19 protein-coding genes and 1 riboswitch are annotated in these 17,770 nt (G+C 55.9%); of the genes, 9 read left to right on the top strand and 10 right to left on the bottom strand.

Features of this window, described 5'->3' with window-relative positions:
* Positions 1 to 41: 41 nt before the first annotated feature.
* The 3 genes from coxB to ABID47_RS20550 form a co-directional block, all read right to left on the bottom strand.
* Positions 42 to 1,085 (bottom strand): cytochrome c oxidase subunit II, encoded by a 1,044-nt coding sequence (gene coxB, locus ABID47_RS20560; protein WP_076172876.1) that lies wholly within the window; start codon positions 1,083 to 1,085, stop codon positions 42 to 44.
* Between the two features lie 414 nt (positions 1,086 to 1,499).
* Positions 1,500 to 2,252, bottom strand: coding sequence for a type I methionyl aminopeptidase (map, locus tag ABID47_RS20555; protein WP_354499468.1), 753 nt, complete (start codon positions 2,250 to 2,252; stop codon positions 1,500 to 1,502).
* Positions 2,253 to 2,473: 221 nt separating this feature from the next.
* Positions 2,474 to 2,662 (bottom strand): hypothetical protein, encoded by a 189-nt coding sequence (locus ABID47_RS20550; protein WP_036651115.1) that lies wholly within the window; start codon positions 2,660 to 2,662, stop codon positions 2,474 to 2,476.
* A 381-nt stretch (positions 2,663 to 3,043) separates the two neighbouring features.
* Here ABID47_RS20550 and ABID47_RS20545 point away from each other — a divergent pair, with 381 nt between their 5' ends.
* The 4 genes from ABID47_RS20545 (at position 3,044) to ABID47_RS20530 (ending at position 6,031) form a co-directional block, all read left to right on the top strand.
* Positions 3,044 to 4,063, top strand: a complete 1,020-nt coding sequence (locus ABID47_RS20545; protein WP_354499466.1) for a serine hydrolase domain-containing protein — start codon at positions 3,044 to 3,046, stop codon at positions 4,061 to 4,063.
* Between the two features lie 97 nt (positions 4,064 to 4,160).
* Positions 4,161 to 4,454 carry a transposase gene (locus tag ABID47_RS20540; RefSeq protein WP_116232722.1) on the top strand — a complete coding sequence of 98 codons (294 nt, stop codon included), beginning with the start codon at positions 4,161 to 4,163 and terminating at the stop codon, positions 4,452 to 4,454.
* 189 nt (positions 4,455 to 4,643) lie between these two features.
* Positions 4,644 to 4,982: a DUF4870 domain-containing protein gene (locus tag ABID47_RS20535; protein ID WP_076172872.1), complete on the top strand. Its 339-nt coding sequence runs from the start codon at positions 4,644 to 4,646 to the stop codon at positions 4,980 to 4,982.
* A gap of 140 nt (positions 4,983 to 5,122) precedes the next feature.
* Complete coding sequence (locus ABID47_RS20530; protein WP_354499463.1) at positions 5,123 to 6,031, top strand: diacylglycerol/lipid kinase family protein; 909 nt, start codon at positions 5,123 to 5,125, stop codon at positions 6,029 to 6,031.
* 88 nt (positions 6,032 to 6,119) lie between these two features.
* Here the strand turns inward: ABID47_RS20530 and ABID47_RS20525 are convergent, their stop codons facing one another.
* Together ABID47_RS20525 and ABID47_RS20520 are read right to left on the bottom strand one after the other, a co-directional pair.
* The gene (locus ABID47_RS20525) at positions 6,120 to 7,478 is read right to left on the bottom strand and encodes a nucleobase:cation symporter-2 family protein (RefSeq protein ID WP_354499461.1); all 1,359 of its coding nucleotides are present in this window, start codon (positions 7,476 to 7,478) and stop codon (positions 6,120 to 6,122) included.
* Between the two features lie 38 nt (positions 7,479 to 7,516).
* Positions 7,517 to 8,095 carry a xanthine phosphoribosyltransferase gene (locus tag ABID47_RS20520; RefSeq protein WP_076172869.1) on the bottom strand — a complete coding sequence of 193 codons (579 nt, stop codon included), beginning with the start codon at positions 8,093 to 8,095 and terminating at the stop codon, positions 7,517 to 7,519.
* Between the two features lie 124 nt (positions 8,096 to 8,219).
* Positions 8,220 to 8,319, bottom strand: a riboswitch (purine riboswitch).
* 170 nt (positions 8,320 to 8,489) lie between these two features.
* Between ABID47_RS20520 and mscL the strand changes: the two genes are divergently transcribed.
* Entirely contained in the window at positions 8,490 to 8,981 is a 492-nt protein-coding gene (gene mscL / locus ABID47_RS20515; RefSeq protein ID WP_354499459.1) for a large conductance mechanosensitive channel protein MscL, read from the top strand.
* A 128-nt stretch (positions 8,982 to 9,109) separates the two neighbouring features.
* Here mscL and ABID47_RS20510 read toward each other — a convergent pair whose 3' ends face one another.
* Positions 9,110 to 9,415, bottom strand: coding sequence for a hypothetical protein (locus ABID47_RS20510; RefSeq protein WP_076172867.1), 306 nt, complete (start codon positions 9,413 to 9,415; stop codon positions 9,110 to 9,112).
* A gap of 134 nt (positions 9,416 to 9,549) precedes the next feature.
* Here ABID47_RS20510 and ABID47_RS20505 point away from each other — a divergent pair, with 134 nt between their 5' ends.
* On the top strand, positions 9,550 to 10,185 hold the full coding sequence (locus ABID47_RS20505) for an NUDIX hydrolase (RefSeq protein WP_354499457.1): 636 nt from the start codon (positions 9,550 to 9,552) through the stop codon (positions 10,183 to 10,185).
* Positions 10,186 to 10,323: 138 nt separating this feature from the next.
* Here the strand turns inward: ABID47_RS20505 and ABID47_RS20500 are convergent, their stop codons facing one another.
* Positions 10,324 to 11,184 (bottom strand): TrmB family transcriptional regulator, encoded by an 861-nt coding sequence (locus ABID47_RS20500; RefSeq protein WP_354499455.1) that lies wholly within the window; start codon positions 11,182 to 11,184, stop codon positions 10,324 to 10,326.
* An 84-nt stretch (positions 11,185 to 11,268) separates the two neighbouring features.
* A complete protein-coding gene (locus ABID47_RS20495; RefSeq protein WP_354499453.1) occupies positions 11,269 to 12,075 on the bottom strand; it encodes a zinc ribbon domain-containing protein in 807 nt (268 codons plus the stop codon).
* A 304-nt stretch (positions 12,076 to 12,379) separates the two neighbouring features.
* Between ABID47_RS20495 and ABID47_RS20490 the strand changes: the two genes are divergently transcribed.
* The 3 genes from ABID47_RS20490 to ABID47_RS20480 all read left to right on the top strand — a co-directional run bounded on the left by ABID47_RS20490 (position 12,380) and on the right by ABID47_RS20480 (position 15,995).
* Positions 12,380 to 14,506 carry an ATP-dependent helicase gene (locus ABID47_RS20490; RefSeq protein WP_354499451.1) on the top strand — a complete coding sequence of 709 codons (2,127 nt, stop codon included), beginning with the start codon at positions 12,380 to 12,382 and terminating at the stop codon, positions 14,504 to 14,506.
* A gap of 134 nt (positions 14,507 to 14,640) precedes the next feature.
* A complete protein-coding gene (locus ABID47_RS20485) occupies positions 14,641 to 15,009 on the top strand; it encodes a hypothetical protein (protein ID WP_105445653.1) in 369 nt (122 codons plus the stop codon).
* 245 nt (positions 15,010 to 15,254) lie between these two features.
* Positions 15,255 to 15,995, top strand: a complete 741-nt coding sequence (locus ABID47_RS20480; protein ID WP_105445654.1) for a GTP pyrophosphokinase — start codon at positions 15,255 to 15,257, stop codon at positions 15,993 to 15,995.
* 132 nt (positions 15,996 to 16,127) lie between these two features.
* Here ABID47_RS20480 and ABID47_RS20475 read toward each other — a convergent pair whose 3' ends face one another.
* Entirely contained in the window at positions 16,128 to 16,970 is an 843-nt protein-coding gene (locus tag ABID47_RS20475; RefSeq protein ID WP_354499448.1) for a M15 family metallopeptidase, read from the bottom strand.
* The gene (locus ABID47_RS20470) at positions 16,967 to 17,749 is read right to left on the bottom strand and encodes a hypothetical protein (RefSeq protein ID WP_354499446.1); all 783 of its coding nucleotides are present in this window, start codon (positions 17,747 to 17,749) and stop codon (positions 16,967 to 16,969) included. Before ABID47_RS20470 ends, ABID47_RS20475 begins: the two co-directional genes overlap by 4 nt.
* Between the last annotated feature and the right edge of the window lie 21 nt (positions 17,750 to 17,770).

Raw genomic sequence — 17,770 nt, 5'->3', positions numbered from 1 at the left:
GAGCCAAGGTTGGTACCCCCTCTTATTCAATCTTGCTGTTACTAGTAATTCAATTTATAGTTGGCCAAGTAATCGGCAATACCATCGATTTGTTCGTCAGTCAGACCGAGATCCTTCGGATTAGGCATTTTGTTGCCTGGCTTAACGGCTTGTGGATCCATCAGCCATTCTTTCAGGTTCTCTTTGACTGGTTTCCCGCCATCTTGGCCTTCGTTCAGCAAGATACCTGCAACCGATTCACGGGAACCGATGCCGGTAAGGTTAGGGCCTACAGGTCCGCCTTGGTCGCCAACAGCATGGCAGGACAAGCATTGTTTCTTGAAGGTTTCTGCCAAAGCCGGATCTTCAGGAAGCACAGCCGGTGCCTTCATGGCAGTTACCCAGTTATTGAAGGAATCTCCGTTAACCGCTTTAACCTTGAATTCCATGAAACCGTGGGAAGGTCCGCAGAGCTCCGCACATTTACCACGGTAAACGCCTTCTTTATCGGCGCTGAAGCTGAATCTGTTAATGGTACCATCCGGGTTGGTATCCATCTTACCCGAGAGCGAAGGAACCCAGAACGAGTGAAGTACATCCGCCGTTTTCAGCTCAAACGCAATCTTCTTCCCAGTCGGAATGACCAGGGTTTGGGCTGTTTTCACACCGTACTGCGGATACTCGAACTCCCACCAGTATTGGTGCGACGTAACCTTAACCTGTACGGCGTCCTTATCATTGTAATGATCGTCACCGAAAGCAAAGATCTGCTGTACGGTAGGAACAGCCAAAATAATAACCAGAACGAGCGGAATCACTGTCCAGATGATTTCCAGCTTGAAGTTGCCTTCAACTTGTTCAGGCACACCGTTCTGCCCTTTTCTTCTGCGGAACTTCACAAGCACGTATGCCGCAATCGCGAAAACGATTACGAGTACCACAATCATGATTGAGATTGCGAGCTTCATCAATCCCAGCTGTTCTTGAGCCACCGGTCCCTGTGGTCTCAGAACCGACAAGTCCTCGCGGCCGCACCCGGCTAAAAGCAGAGAAAATACTGCGAGCAAGGGAAGAAGTCGCTTTACAGCCTGCCACCGTTTCATCATTGATCTACCCCACTTTTTCCATTTTCGCAGGCTCCGCTGAAAGCACATTCAACGGCCATTCACCTGCACTATCACGAATGATTTGCTACTGTCAATTAAAACAATCACCTATTAAATATAAGTTTCCAGTACTATTTTGTCAATGTTTCCAACCTAGTTCACAAATTGTTCGAAAAGTGCCGAAAGTCGCGCCACAAAAGCTTTTGCAATCGTTTTCAGTGGGTTTACATCCCGCTTGCCAGCCCCTTTACGTGCAACCCGGTTCATCCTCCTTCGTATACCCAAGTTTCAACGATTACATTCATTTTTACCTGTTATGGAATTTTTGAATCGTCAAATTCAAACAAAAAAGAACCTGGGGACAGGTTCTTTTTGTCGATCGAAATATGACAAATTGTGGCGAATCCTTCCGGGTCACTGCTGCGTTAATATCAACGGGCCGTCCCGGGTAACGGCAACCGTATGCTCAAACTGCACGCCCCTGCTTCCGTCCGCCGTTTGCACGCTCCAGCCGTCATCGTTCCAGAGCACCGCCCCCGAAGGCCCGAGGGTAAAAATCGGCTCGATGGTGATGACCAGCCCCTCAACAAGCTTCAGCCCCTCGCGACGATTCCCAAACGCCGGCACGTCCGGCGGCTCATGCAGCGACCGGCCGATGCCGTGGCCTACCAATGGCTTGACGATGCCGTATCGGCCCCACCTGGCCACCTTCTCCAACGCATAGCCGATATCTCCGATCGTGTTGCCCGCGACGGCCTGCGCGATGCCTTTGTACAGCGCTTTTTCGGTGCGCTTCAACAAACGCTCCAGCGGTTTGCTGACCCTGCCGACGGGATAACTCCATCCGGAGTCGGCCAGCCAGCCGTCTTTGTTGACTACGATGTCGATGGTGACCACGTCCCCTTCCGCCAAGGGAACCTCGTCCGGAAAGCCGTGGCATACGGTATCGTTCACCGAAGCACATGTGGCATAAGGATATCCCTTAAACCCCTTCTGTTCAGGAACGGCTCCCTGCCTGGCCAAATATTCCTCAACCCAGTCGTTGATCTGCATTGTCGTTAAGCCGGGCGTGATTTTGTCCGCAACTCCCCGATGACAGGACGAAAGGATACGTCCCGCTTCCTGCATGTATCCGATCTCTTCTCTGCTCTTCAGCGTAATCTCCAAGCGCCGCACGTCCTTTCCGATGCTAAAGAATGATGAATCAGACCGTGGTTTAGTATATGCCCGGAGCCATGCAGGCAGGTACAGGAAATACAAAAAACCGTATCCCGCGAGTTTCCGCGGAATACGGTCATGTTATCAGGCTGTTCTTCAGCTTCATCGTAATCGTGTCCAAATCTTCAACTGCAATTCAATAAGCGATACGCTCGTTACGGCCAGCTTTGTCAGGAAACAGACGAATTCATCCGCCCTAACTCATGTTCCACAACCGAGGTTAATTCCTCTTCGTATCCCCCCATAATATGATATTTCCGGACGTACTCCTTAACAAACTTCTTCGGATCCTTGGGCCGGAAAATTCGTGTCATCTCGCGCAGACTTTCTTTAACTTCATTGTGACCTTTCGTTGCCATGATAGTTCCCTCCCAAAACACTTGAATGGATTGCTCCAGTTTGAGAATGCCGAAAAGACCTTACCTGACATCTGTGAAGTCGTCATTTGCAGTTATAGGTTTGGGCTGAACGCTCCCGGCTGCCGCTAAAGGTATCTGACACTAAGAATACCCTAAGAGGATGTTATTGAATCACTCCCTTCATTGTATCATATTCTAATGGCGAAAACAGCTTTCCAAAAAAATGTAAGGAATTACTTTTTTTCGAGTGCAGTCCTGCCGGATTAAAGTACTTTCCAGACTGCCCGTTTATTTGGATATCGGCATTTCGGGTTAAGTTAATGATACCGGTCAACCATCGCCCGTACCGGAGAACGATCCAGAAGAGAGGAGCCGGTCCCATTGAATCGTCCCGTTCTGCTGTTATCCTCCCCGCCGCTTCATACGCCTGCCTTCCCCACCTCCTCGCCGGAGCAGGAAGACGTCAGGCCTGAACCGCTTGAAGAGGCACACGCCCAGATCTTGAGGCGTTATCCGAAAATGCGCAGCTTTCTCGTCGTCAGGCACGGCAGGCTTATTTATGAGCGGTATTATAATGAAGCCGGACCCGGCACCCTGCATGATCTCCGCTCGGCGACAAAGAGCATCACGTCCACCCTCGCAGGGATTGCCGTGAGCAGACGAGAGCTTCCCGGCCTGGACGAACCGCTGATGCCTTATCTGCGGGACTATGCGCGGAAAGTGACCGACCCGCTCTTAGAGGAGGTGCTGACGCTTCGGCGCCTGCTTACAATGTCGACGGGGTTCCGCTGGCAGACGGGCAAAACGCTCGGCGAACCGTTGATCCACCGATTTCACCGCAGCCGTGCCTGGACATCGTTCGCCCTCTCGCTGCCGATAGATGCGCACATGGCCGGCGTCTTCCAATACAGAAGCATCGATTCGCACCTGATCTCGGTGCTGATCTCGGAATGCTGCGGCACGGATGCATACAGCTACGCCCGCCAGCATCTGTTCGGACCGCTCGGGATCGAGTATGCCGCCTGGTCTTCCAGCCCCGAAGCCCATACGATGGGCCATATCGGCTTGTATCTGACCGCCCGTGACATGGCCAAGTTCGGTCTGTGCTGCCTGAATAACGGCCGGTGGCAGAAACGCCCGGTCATTCCCGAAGCATGGCTTGAACAGGCGCTGACCCGGCAGCTCGACGGTTACCCTGCCTTTGGCGACTACGGATATCAGTGGTGGACAGGCCGGATGTGCGGTCAGCCGTTCAGCTGTGCCCATGGTCACGGTGGGCAGCAAATTTACCTTTTTCCAGAGCTGGATGCGGTAGTGGTGTTCACTGCGGACAGCAAGGTCAGCCGCTGGAGAAACCCGCGGTCCCTCCTTCAGCAGCATATTCTCGGCAGTATGGAATGATTAGGCCCGGCGGGATAATCCGCTCCCGGTCCGGGTAACTTAAATGAGAATCAGTTCGTTGAAGGATTTCCTATGGAACGAAGGAGGACTACTTGTCATGACTAATGAAGATAAACGCATGCTGCCGATTTCCCACGATAAGGTTGAGGTCGACGGCGTATATACCAACGAATCGGGCAGAGAGGAATTGCTTCACCGGGGTGACGAGTTCCCGGCTGACCTGATTTTGGGTTCGACGGAGTGGAAGCTGACCGAATTTACATTCGATAACCATCATGAGGGCCGTACGGACCCGCGCCTGGTTCCCAAAGAAAACGACACCAACAAACGCGAGAAAATCGTCGGCCCGCGGCGCCAGTTCGGCCAAGGCGGCCACGGAGGCCAGGCGTGAGAGCAGCCCCACTCGTTTAATGCTCTCTTTTATTAAGCCGATCCGACTCTTGAGTGGACAGAGTGGATCACTAAGGGCATCCCGCTACCTGAACCCCAGGCGGCCGGGTGCCTTTTTCACTGCTCATAACTTGTCTCCGGGGTTCATATGATAGAAGACAATCCTGCCGTATAGAAGGAGTGGTCTATCTTGTCCCCTTTCAAATCATCCACCGGTCTGCCGGAAAATATGGCCGCCACGCTCTGCTACCTGTTCGCTTTTGTCGGAGGCATCGTCTTCCTTGCCGTTGAGAAGCGCAGCCGCTTCGTCCTCTTTCATGCCTTACAGTCCGTTCTGACTTTTGGCGCGATTATGATCGCCCACATTCTGTCCGGCCTGATTCCGCTGATCGGCCCGGTCATTGCCGCCCTGCTCTCCATCCTGACGCTCGTCGTGTGGGTGGTTATGCTGTTTACCTCCTTGCAGGGAAAATGGCTGAAGCTCCCCTGGATCGGTGACATCGCAGAAAAGCAGCTGCGGCACCTGTAATATGCCCCATCGCTAAGCTAGCCCTATCAATATGCCCCGTCTAATGCAGCATAGATACGACCCGACTAAACCGTTCCCTTTTCGGTCCGGACTTCTTACAATAAGAATGAAGGGTTTACGTTGGCGTTGGGGGAAAAGCAATGTACTTATTCATCATTAATCCAAAGTCCGGCAACGGCAGGAGCCTCCGTACCTGGAAACGGGTGCGCGAGGCTCTCGATTCGAAAAAGATTGCATACGCATCGCTGTTTACTGCTAGTGCGGAGGAAGTTGATGCGATGGTGACGGAAACGCTGGATCAGCACGGCAGCTGGAACGCTATCGTCGTCATCGGCGGCGACGGCACGATCCACAGCCTCCTGCCGGTATTGAAGCGGACCGGCATCCCGCTTGGGGTGATTCCCGCCGGTTCGGGCAACGACACCGCCCGGGGGTTTGGCATCCCCCGCGATCCGCTCGCCGCGCTGGAGCTCATTCTAACCGGCAGCGCCCAGGCAGCCGATCTCATCTCGGTCGCGGGCGTGCCCGTCATGACGGCGGTGGCCGCCGGCTTCGATGCGCAGGTGAGCGAGAACGTGAACGGCAGCTGGTACAAAAAGATCTGCAACGCCGTCGGTGCCGGGCGCCTCGCTTACGTCATCGGCGTTCTGCATACGCTGGTCACGTTCAAACCAGGTCCCGTAAGCGTGACCTGCGGCGGCCAGACGGTCAGCTATCCGTCAGCCTGGCTGACCGCTGTCAGCAATGTGCCCAGCTACGGCGGCGGACTGGTCATCAATCCGCAGGCGAAGGCGGATGACGGCATGCTGGACGTCTGCGTAGTCCACGACTGCTCCCGGCTGCATCTGCTGTTCCTGTTCCCGACGGTCCTGAAGGGAACGCATGTAAAGCTGCCGATCGTGACCCTCTTTCGCGGAGACACGGTCGGCATCAGGTTTGACCGCCCACGCCTGGCGCAGGGCGACGGCGAAGACGTATCCGCCCTCCCGATGGATTTCCGGGCGGATCCTGGCGCCATCCGGGTATTCTCGGCGCTTTCTGATATCTAAAAGAAAACCGTCTATCGACGCACAATCAAAGGCCCGCCCCGTAAGAACACGGGGCGGGCCTTTTGAACTTCTATTTTATTTTGAGGAATTAGGCAGCATGCTCACTCCGGGTGGCTTCTCCCTTTTCCGCTGAGGAGACCCCGCCTTTAAAACCGTTGAACATCAAATTCAGAACAATCGCCGTCACGCTGCCGGCCACGATGCCGTTATCCACGAGGATGCGGAGATCTTCCGGGATGGCCTTGAACAGATCCGGCACGACGCTGACGCCCAGCCCCATGCCGACGGAGCAGGCGATAACGAACAGATTTTCAAAGCGGTTCAGGTCAACCTGCCCGCCCAGCATGCGGATGCCAGAGGAGACGACCATCCCGAACAGAGCGACCATCGCCCCGCCGAGCACGGATGTCGGCACCAGCTGGGTCAGCGCCGCAATTTTCGGCACAAACCCGATCACGATCAGCAGACCGCCGGCCACGACAATGACGTCACGCGTTTTGACGCGGCTCATTTGAACCAGACCGACGTTTTGCGAGTACGTGGTGTACGGGAAGGAATTGAAAATCCCGCCGAGCACGATCGCCAAGCCTTCGGCGCGGTACCCGCGGGCCAGGTCTTTGGAGGAAATGTCTTTGTCGACGATTTTGCCGAGCGCCATAAAGACGCCCGTGGACTCCGCCACGCTGACGATCGCCACCAGAATCATGGTCAGGATCGAGGAGGCATGGAACGTCGGCTTTCCAAAGTTAAACGGCTTGACCGCATGGAACCAGCCGGCTTCCTTCAGCGGCCCCAAATCCACATGGCCGAAAATTGCCGCGGCGACCGTCCCGGCGATCAGGCCGATCAGCACCGAGATGGAACGCAGAAATCCGGTAGCAAAACGGTTCATTAAAATGATAAAGATCAATACGCCGAAGCCGAGGCACAAATTCAGCGGACTGCCGAAATCCTTGGCCCCCTGGCCGCCGCCAAGATCGTTCAGCGCGACCGGGATGAGCGTCACCCCGATAATCGTGACGACCGAGCCGGTGACTACCGGCGGGAACAGCTTGATCAGCTTGCCGAATATCCCTGAGAACAGAACAACGAAAATCCCCGACGCGATGATCGCGCCGTAAATGGCCGAGACCCCGTCCTTGAGACCGATAGCGATCATCGGCGATACCGCCTGGAACGCACACCCCAGCATGACCGGCAGCCCGATGCCGAAGAACCGGTTGCCCCATACCTGAAGCAGTGTAGCCACGCCGCAGGCCAGCAGGTCGATCGAAATCAGATAGGTCAACTGTTCGGTCGTAAAGTCCAGGGCCCCTCCTACAATCAGGGGGACGAGAACAGCACCGGCGTACATCGCCAGCACATGCTGAATCCCGAGCGAAAAGGTTTTAAGCGGATGGCGTTTGCCTGAAAATTGAGTCGTGTCAGCCTGATGATTCTGTTCCATGCCGGTTTCATTCCTCCCGTGTATTGTTTATAAATGAGCTAGTCTTGATCCGCAAAAGTCACTTTGCCGTCATCCAGTGCCGCTACGCGGACCAGTGACTCAACGCGGTAGCCGGCTTCCTTCAGCAGCCGCCCGCCGGGCTGGAACGCCTTCTCGATCACGATGCCGATTCCGGCAACGGTCGCGCCTGCCTGCTCCACGATCCGAGCCAGTCCAAAGGCCGCTTCGCCGTTCGCCAGAAAGTCGTCGATGATCAGCACCCGGTCCCCCGGCTGGATGAACTTTTTGGCCACCGTAATTTCGTTCGTTTCCTGCTTGGTGAAGGAATATACTTTTTCCACGAAAATATCGTCACGAAGCGTCAATGACTTCTGCTTTCTTGCAAAGATCATCGGCACTTCCAGCTCCAAGGCGGTCATAATTCCGGGGGCTATCCCGGACGATTCGATCGTAAGCACCCGGTTCACGGCCTCCCCGGCAAACCGGCGCGTAAACTCGCGGCCGACTTCCTTCATCAGAACAGGATCCATCTGATGGTTCAGGAACGAATCCACCTTCAGCACCTGATTGCTGAGCACGATCCCTTCATCCAGTACTTTCTGCTTAAGTAATTGCAACTTGCTTCCCCCTTTGATGACGTCCATTCCTCTGTAAAATACAAAAAAGCCCATCTCATCCCCTGCCTTGATCGGCGGAAACAGACGGACTCAGGACAAACTCAAACATTCCGGACAAGCGCCCGAAAAATATCGTTCATCCCGTAGTCCGATCATTCCGGTGATCGGGTAGAGACATGCAGGCCGATTCCTGCACATATACGAGAAACCTATATTCATTCATAGACTGATGAAATGACAATGCATGAAGTATAACGCATAATAGGCTGAAAAATAAAGAGGTATTTGATGGACAATTTGAAAACATTTCAGAAACAAATACCAGTTTCAATGTTACAATGCCCTATAGAATATCTGCTAGAATAGATGCATGACATTCAGGAGGTTTGGTGAAATGAAAGGATTTATTCATGAGTTTAAAGAATTTGCAGTGCGCGGCAACGTGATCGATCTGGCCGTCGGGGTCATAATAGGAGGAGCGTTCGGGAAAATCGTCTCCTCGATCGTGAGCGACATTATTATGCCGCCGATCGGGGTGCTTCTTGGCGGTGTGAACTTCTCCGATCTCATTATCCGCCTGACCGGAAAAACCTTGAAGGACGGCAGCAAGGTCACCACACTAGCGGAGGCGAAAGAGGTCGGAGCACCCGTCATTGCTTACGGGCAGTTTCTGAATACGGTGATCGATTTTCTGATCATCTCGTTCTGTATTTTCCTGCTCGTTAAAGGCATCAATTGGATCAAAAACCGGGAGCACGAAAAGCCCGAGCCGGAGAAAACGACCAAAGAGTGCCCTTACTGCCTGTCGGAAATTCCTGCAGCAGCTACGCGCTGTGCGCACTGCACCTCTGTGCTGGATACCGATCTTGAGCCGCAGCAGGCTTGAGGGGTCCCAGCAAGTAGACAGACCTGACCGAGCGGACTTGATGGAGAGCTTGCTCTCCTGATGGTTTGCAGGTGTTATACTTTCCTATAAAAAAGACCGCCAGCCCCTTTCGGAATTCACTTCCGGGATCAGAGGCCGAGCGGTCCTTTTGGCATCAGCGTGCTGATGACGTTTTTCAAATCACGGTCTTCCGTGTACTTCTCTTTTCCGGTGTCCAGCTCCGTGATCCGAATCGACGTATATCCCGCGCCCGGGTCGAGCGGAACAAATTGCAGCTGTTCTCGTTCGGAGGCCCTCACGTTATATTTCATGTCCTTAAACATTTGAATAAGCTGATCTTCGGTGGGGTGTCCGTCCTCCCCCGTCCAGATCAAGCCTCGCAGCTGCTTGTTCCCTTCCGGATATTTGACCTCAAACCGTACGATGCATTCCATCAATGCTCCCCCCTTTCTCTGTTCATGATCAAAACGCTCTACTTAAAAGCTTATTTTCAGCAGCCTGTCTCCAGTCTTGCTACTTTGCCGGTAATCCTCCATAATTCAAAAATATGAATGGAGGTTTTCGCCACATGAAGAAAGAGTTCTTCGACATTTATAACGACGACCACGAATGGATCGGCACCGCTCCGCGCGAAGAGGTTCATGCCAAGGGTTATCTCCACCATACGTTCCACTGCTGGATCGTGCGCGATACGCCGGATGGACGTAAGGTTCTATTCCAGAAGCGCCAGACGTCCAAAGACACCTTCCCGGGTTATTACGATATTACCGCAGCCGGACATCTGGCGGCTGGAGAAACCGTCGCCGATGCAGTCCGGGAGCTCGAGGAAGAACTCGGCGTCACCGTCAGCCTGGACCAGCTGATCCCGCTCGGAACCGCCGATTACGAGAATCGGGGGACAGCAGGGGGAAAAGCTTTTATCGACAGGGAGAGATGCTTCATCTTCGGCGCCAAGCTGGATCTGCCGTTAGCCGCCTACAAGCTTCAGGTCGAGGAACTGACTGGTCTCTACGAAGCCGGCCTGGACGATGCCCTGAAAATGGCGAATGGCGGAATTTGGGAAATGCAGGCAACCGGCATCCTTTCGGAACCGCGGCCTGCTTCCGACACCGAAACCTTTGCGTGTACAGTGAGCTTACAGCAATTTGTACCGCATAACAGTGATTATTATCACACCGTTTTTATGAAGCTGCGCGAACTGTAACGGGATTAGCACATCCCAAAACCCCGAGACCCCGGTGCGGCCGATCCGTCGCAGAGAATCGTTCATGCCATGAACCATCTAACGCCGGATTTCATTAGACAAAACGGGTCCCGTCTCAACGGTACCCGTTTTCGTGCTTTATACTTCCTCCGAATCCTCAGTACCGTCAAAATCCCCGATGGCTTCCGAGTCAGCCTCACGCGGATCGACTTCCACATACTTGCGGTAGATCCGCTCGTAAGCCGGACCGTACCGCTCCGCAAGCTCGCCGCCCAGGTCCTGCTCCACCTCGTAGAGCACCATTTCCTGTGTAAAATGGTGAAGCAGCAGCTCCACCATCACGGGATGCTCGGTGACCAGCGCCTGCGTCACGCAGTCCTCCCCGCGCATGCCCAGCATGCACCAGCGGCGGTCAATGACAAAGGAGAACTTGCGGCCTTTCAAGGTGTGCCGGTCCCCTGCGTCCTGATTCCACGCCGGCCAGGGAAGCAGCCGCTCCATGCCCGTATCGCTGCCGATACAGGACCAGAGCAGCTTCACCCCCCGCTGCTCGGCCTGCTCCAGCTCGCTGCGCATCAAAGCCGCTTCCTCGCGCCAGACGTCGACGACGATCTCGTGCTCCGCCCGCTCGAGCTCTCGGGCCAGCGCCTCCATGACGTTCCGGTCCCCTTCCACGTTGTAGAAGGGCTGCTGATCCGGCTCCACCCGCGGCATCCGGTTTTCGATGAACGAAAGCGATTCCTTCATCTGCCCCGCGATCATCCGGGTGAGTTCCTCCGTCTTCAGCATGCTGTAGCGGACCGGATCCCCTTCGCTGCGGTGCAGATATCCCTGCTGGCATAACCGCTGCAGCGTAGAGTACACATTGGAACGGGACACGCCCAGCCCCTTGGCCACCTCATATCCGGAGGACGGGCCCTTGCCCGCCAGCTCCACCATTATTTTCGCTTCCATCTCCGTGAATCCCAGATTCCGCAGATGATGTAGCAGTTGTTCCATTACGTTTTGTCCTCCCAAAGCTGCCTAAAACCGCTGTCCGCCAAAAAAGCTTCTATTAAGCGCAATCATTTGTTTCTCGCACCCCTAAATCTGTTCCGCACCGCATCTCGGGCACCACTTCGAGCCCTTAGGCAGGTCTGCACGGCAAATCTGGCATTTCACCGAATCGCGCGGACCTTCTTCACGCGCCCCCGTATCGCCGTCTCCGCTGTTTTCCTTCCAATAGCGGATGCGGCGGTCCAGCTCCAGCTGGCGTTCCCGCTCGCGTTCGAGTTCCTCGGCCTGGCGACGCTCCCGCTCCGCTTCCGGATCATTTTCGTCGGTGTCGGTAAGGTCAAGATCATCCCACGCTTCCCTCATCGGAAACTCATAGTCGTAGTCCTGTTCCACCGCGGCTGCGGCTTCCTGCTGGCCGGAATATTCCCGCTCCTCCGGTTCTTCCCGGTAGGATGGCTCATCTTGAGCCTTGCTCCCGAAAATCGCTTCTTCATCAAAAGCAAAACCGACCGGTTTGGCGGGCTCGCTCGGCTTCACCCCATCATCCGCCAGCTTTCTTCCGCAGGACGGACAGAAGTTGGCATCCAGCGTGGCGACGTATCCGCATTTGCACAGCCGCTCGTTTTTCAGCTCGGCAATCCGGGTACGCAGCTCATCGATTTCTTCCTGAAGCAGGTCGCAGGATTTGCACAGGTCGACCATTTCCTTCTCGGCCTTGCTCATATCGCCAATGCGGTAGCCTTCGTAGAAGACTTTTCCCATCTCTCTGTAGTGAATGCCCATTTCCCGTTCGATGTCGGCAATCTGGCTGTTCAGCTTGCTGACCTCCAGCGTTCCCTGAGCCTTTTCCGTTGCGCGGTTAGCCCCTTCTTTGAGGCGCTGAATAATGTTCATGAGTTCTCTCCTCCAGTTTCCATGTCATCCCATTTATTCATTCCAAATGATCATTTACAATAGTAATCTGTGCCCTTGAGCTCATATCATCTGCCCAGGCCGCTGCCCGGGCTGCCTATTACCAAGATACCATGCCGGAGCTTTCCTGTGAAATCCGGGCCTGCCGTCAAACGGCCTTGAATCTGGGAGCTTGAAATCGAGCGGCTGCAGGCGCATCCTTTCCGGATGTGCATATATCATACCAAATTTACAGTGCACTTGTGAAAAAGGCAATCCCTTACAGCCATAAAAGGAGGTCCTATCGATGGCTCAGCCCCCCATACATCTGAATGTTTCGATACATAGCGTGCCTGCGAAGGTGCCCTCTTCCTCACCGGTTCCCCAAGCACGCCCCGCATCCCTCTCCACCAGCCGGGAGCTGGTGGGCGCAGGCGACGCGGACGCGTTTTTCTTTCGCGAACTGGAGCGGATGGGCATCCTGCTGAACGCACCGCAGATCGATGCCGTACGCCACGGCGACGGGCCAATGCTCGCCCTGGCGGGCGCCGGCTGCGGCAAAACGACCGTTCTGGCCGCCCGGACGGCTTACCTGATCGCGGTCCGCGGCATCCCAGGTTCCCGGATTTTGCTGGTCACGTTTACGAGCAAGGCCGCCAAGGAGATTAAGGAAAGAATCGGACGCATGCCCGGCATTTCCGCAGCCGCGGCCCGTGCCGTAGAAGCGAGGACGTTCCATTCCTTCGGACTGCTGCTGCTCCGCCAGCACGGATATACCGAGCAAATTTTTGGAGAATTCACGGCCCAGCACACCATCATGAAAATGATTTTGCGCCGCCTGGATCACACCGGATCCTATCAGCCCGAGACGCTGCTGGCGGCTCTGTCCGCCTGGAAAATGCAGGGCGGATGGCCGGCTGACCTGCCTGAGGCAACCAAAGAAGAATCCGCCGTCAAACGCATTCTGCTCGGTTATGAAGATTGGAAGGCACAGCGGAACCAGTGGGATTTTGACGACATCCTCCTGCATGCCCGGAAGCTGCTCGACAACCCGGCTACGCTGAAACGGCTTCAGGACCGCTTTCATTATTTGATGGTCGACGAATTTCAGGATACCAACGCAATCCAGTACGACCTGGTCCGGCGGTTGGCCGAACCCCGGCACAATTTGGCGGTCGTCGGGGACGATGACCAGACCATTTATTCGTTCAACGGGGCCCGGCAGGAATCGATTCTTGAGTTCGACCGCGTCTATCCGGGCACCAAAATCGTGAATCTCAACATCAATTACCGGAGCGACAGCCGGATTCTCGGCCTGGGGAGCGCCCTCGTCCGGCATAACCGGCAGCGCCGGCCCAAGGAGCTGCTCGCGGCGGGAGCGCGCGGCTTCAAGCCTGCGTACTTGACCCCTGCAACCCCGGATGAAGAGGCCCGCTGGGTCGTTCAGCATATCCAGGAGCATGTCGGCCGGGATGGGCTGGACTATGGCGATATCGCCATTTTGCACCGGACGTCCGACAGCAGCCGTTCCGTACTGGAGCAGCTGCTGCTGTGCGGGATTCCTTTTGTCCAGTTCGGCAGCGCACCGGTATTCTACGACCAGACATTGATCAAACCGCTGATGGATCACCTGCGGCTCAGCCTGACGCCCCGGCGGAAGGAATCGCTGCAGAGCGTGCTGGGTCCTTTGTATGTACCGAAAGAGGACGGTATGGCTTATATCCGGCAGCAGGAGAAGCTCCAAGCCAAAAAGTACCCGCTCATCCATCTCGCCCGGTGGGAACGGCTTCAGCCTTTTCAGCAGGAGGCGGTCAAGGAGCGTATCCGGTTCATCAAGTCGCTAAAATCCCTCAAACCGGCCTATGCCATTCAGGAAATGCGCAGACAGTTCTATGACAAGTACCTTCAGGCGGGCGATCCTCTCATTTATACCCAGTATAAAGAGATGGTGAGCGATACGCTGGAGGAGTTCGAGAGTGCGGCTGGACGCTTTGATACCATTGAGGAGTTCGTGGCTTATGCAGACGAGCTGACGGCCCGCCATGAGCAGATGGAGGCGGCCCGGGAGGAACGGAACGGCAGCGCCGTTCAGCTCATGACGATCCACCGGGCCAAGGGGCTGGAATTCCGCCAGGTGTATTGGATCGGCGCCAGTGAAGGGATTCTCCCGCACAGCTCCGCCTTGAAGAAGCAGCCTCCGGCCGATATCAAAGCCGGACAAGCGCTGACGGACGAGCAGCAGCTGGCGGCCGCGGCGCTGGAGGAGGAACGGCGGCTCGCTTATGTCGCGGTCACGCGGGCCAAGGAGAGGCTGTATATCAGCTCGCCCGCGTACTACCACGGCAAGCCGTCGGCGCCTTCCCGCTTTTTGCATGAAGCTTTCGGCATCCTGCCCCATCCGGACTCGCCCAAGCCCGTTTCACCCAGACGCTGAGGTGATTTCCTGATTCAAACCGGCCGGTCTCGTGTAAAAAGCAGTAAAAGCGTTCATGCCTGTCCGGAGCATCCACCGGAACTTGCCAACACACGGGATGCGCGGATGCCATGGATAAGGGAGGAATCTGCCTTATGGATACCGATAAGAAGCGTTACTATATTTCTGTGAGCCATCAGCTGATTCAAGATGTGCCCAATGACTCCGCCGAGTATGAGGTCCTGATGACCGAGACGGAAGTGTCAAAGCTGCGGGATCTGCTGGAGGATCTCACCAAGGAAGACGAGTATGCGTTCAAACGCACCTTTGTTCCGTATAAATCGGCCGACCATGATGAAGCGGCTGATGAGTATAACGATAGACTGATCGCCGTGTATGCTTATCTGCATGAGATCGGGGACGAAAAAACGCGGCGCACGATCGAGGACATGAATATTTTAGGTAAAATGCAGCATACCGATTACCACGATAAAGGGTATGAAGGATCTCCTCTGAACAAATAAAGGGATGATCCCCATATCCCTTTCCGGCCCTTGCCCCGCCTGACTTTCCGGTACTCCGGTACATGGAATTCGGGCGGATGGCAGGGGCTTTTGCGGCCTTTACAGGATTGCTGCACTGCCGTCTTGCTTTGCTTCACCCTCCTATTTTCAGGTAAAATGAATACATAAATAGAATGAACTAAAGCAGCCATTTCTTTCATTCATTCTATACAGCACCCCAATTTGCAGATAGGTAGGAGATTGGCATGAACGAACAGCAGAACCAACAGCTCGTCGTAAGTCCCGTAACGTTGAAAGACCTCCATCAGCTCGATATAGATAACAACCTGCTCCGTCAATTTGAAGAGTGGAAGAAGCTTCCGATGCTGTACAAACTGGCCCTGGAGGAGCTTCAGAGCAAAATCAAGCTGATCAAGACCGAACTGAAGCTGCAGGACGGTTACAGCCCCATCGAACATATCAAGGTCCGGATCAAGGAACCCAAGAGCATCATGAACAAAATGGAGCGCAAAGGATATGAGCTGACGATGGATAATATCCTGAATCATATCCACGATATCGCCGGCATGCGGATCGTTTGCGCGTTTGTCCAGGACATTTACCGGCTGCTTGACCATTTAACCCACCGCGACGACATCCGGCTGATTGAGGTCAAGGATTATATCGCCCATCCGAAGCCGAACGGCTACCAGAGCCTGCACGTCATCGTGGCCGTGCCGCTGATTCTGATCGAAGGCACTCGCTGGATGAAGGTTGAAATCCAGATGCGGACCTTGGCCATGGATTTCTGGGCGAGCATGGAGCATATTATTTTCTACAAATATGACAAGCAGGTTCCGCCCCATGTGGTGGCCGAGCTGAAAGAAGCTTCCCAGGCCGCCGACAAGCTGGATCACCAGATGCTCCGGCTCCGCCAGGAGATTCTTGCGGAGAACGGCGATTTAATCGAGGGAGCCCTGCATGAAATGCACGAGGGAGAAAGCTAATACCGGGTGAAATTTGAGGTTGCGAAAAAGACCAGCGACCATGGATCGAGTTATACAACGATTGAATAGTGAAACAAAGCCGTCCCCGAACTAGGGGGACGGCTTATTGGCGTATATCTAGATGGAACGCCATTACAGCTTCATGTTCGCTTCGTCAAAATAGTCCTCGAGCGCAAGCCCGCTCCGGGCGATGTCCGGTGCCAGGTCCGTTCCGATATAGCGGATGTGCCACGGCTCGTACACGTAGCCGGTCACGCTCTCCATTCCGTCGGGATACCGGACGATAAAGCCGTATTCCGCGGCATGCGCCGCAAGCCAGCGCCCTTCCTCGGACGAGCCGAATATAGTCCCCAGCACGTTGCCGACGCTGGGGCTCGAAACGTCCATCGTCAGGCCCGTCTGATGCTCGCTCGTCCCAGGGACGGCGCTGACGCGGGCGGCTTCCTCCGCCCCCTTGGTGCGGACATGCTGCCCGTAAACGGCCTGCTGGCGCTCATACGAGCGGTAGCCGGAGACGGCCCGAAGCTCCAAGCCGGCCTGCGATGCCCCGGCGAACAGCCTTTCGAGCGCGGCGGCGGCATCCTTTCGCAGCTGCCGTTTCTCATGGTGCCCGTCGAACGTAAAGGGCACGTCCGGTTCCACGAGGTCGGGAGGGGCATACCCTTCCGGAAGGCTGCGCTGCTTGTTGACTACCACGGTGACCGCATCCGGATTCGTCACCACCTGCTTCCCGTTCACGGTCCGGGCCGTAGCCTGCAGCGAATTTTCGCTGCGCTTGGCCAGTACAGGATCGGCGACCCGCTCAAGGCCCGCCTGCCCTCCCGCATCCGAGCCTCCGGGAGCGTGCAGGGCTTGTCCGCTCTCCCGCCCTGCCCCCTCCGACCGCTCGCAGCCGCTGAGCACGGCGGACGCCGAGAGGATCAGCGCCGCCAGAAGGCAGGCGCCCCGGCTTCCGGCGCGGGATGGCCCGGTCATGTTCTCTTCTCCGAAGCCGGAGCCGGAGTCGGAGCTGGGGCTGGGACCAGCCCAGCGGCAGCCGGTGGTACCCGCTTCAGCTGCTCCTTGGCTCTCGCAGCAGTCTGCGTCTTGATCGAGCGGATCACCTGCCGGGCTGCCGTCACCTTGGGCAGGAGGCCCGACCAATCCTCCTCCGGCATATCCTTGGCGGGCACCGCCTTCAGATGGACGGCCACCTCCCGGTACGGCGCTCCCGGTTCATGCAGCATGCCCTGCTGCGCCGCTTCTGCCAGCCATTCGCCGGGAGACGGTCCGCCTTTGCCCTTCTCCTCCAGGGAGGACAGGTCGCCGTCGGCCAACTTGGCGTCACCCGGGGGCAGGGAACCAGCCCAGTCGCCGAAGACCCGGCCGAGCAGCTCCTCACGAGGAAGCCCCAGCAGTGCCAGCATGAGAAGCGGCTCCTCCGCCAAGCGCTGACGGATGGCCGGCATCGACTCCGAAGCATGGGAGCATCCGTCTGCGCCGCAGCTGCAGACCGCCTCACCCCAGGTCAGGGCGGTTTGCCCCAGCAGCTCATCCAGCCAAGGCAGCTGGCTTTCCTGAAGCAGTAAATAAAGGTCGGCGGGGCAATCGGCCAGCCTCTCCACGATGGTGCCTGCGGGCACAGCTCCGTCTACCGTCACCGGAATGCCGAGGGTCCATTCCTCACGGCCTTCTGCGGTTGTCCCTTGAGCCCGGATCAATCCGGGTTCCGCTTCCACGATCAGCTCCGTTCGGTCTTTACCTTGTGCCTTCATCCCTTGTTCCCTCCTTGGAGT

This window comes from Paenibacillus favisporus (genome assembly GCF_040545415.1).
GTDB classification, from domain to species: Bacteria; Bacillota; Bacilli; order Paenibacillales; family Paenibacillaceae; genus Paenibacillus_AQ; species Paenibacillus_AQ favisporus.
Note: the sequence above shows the minus strand (reverse complement) of the source record. Positions and strands in the feature narration are given on the sequence as shown.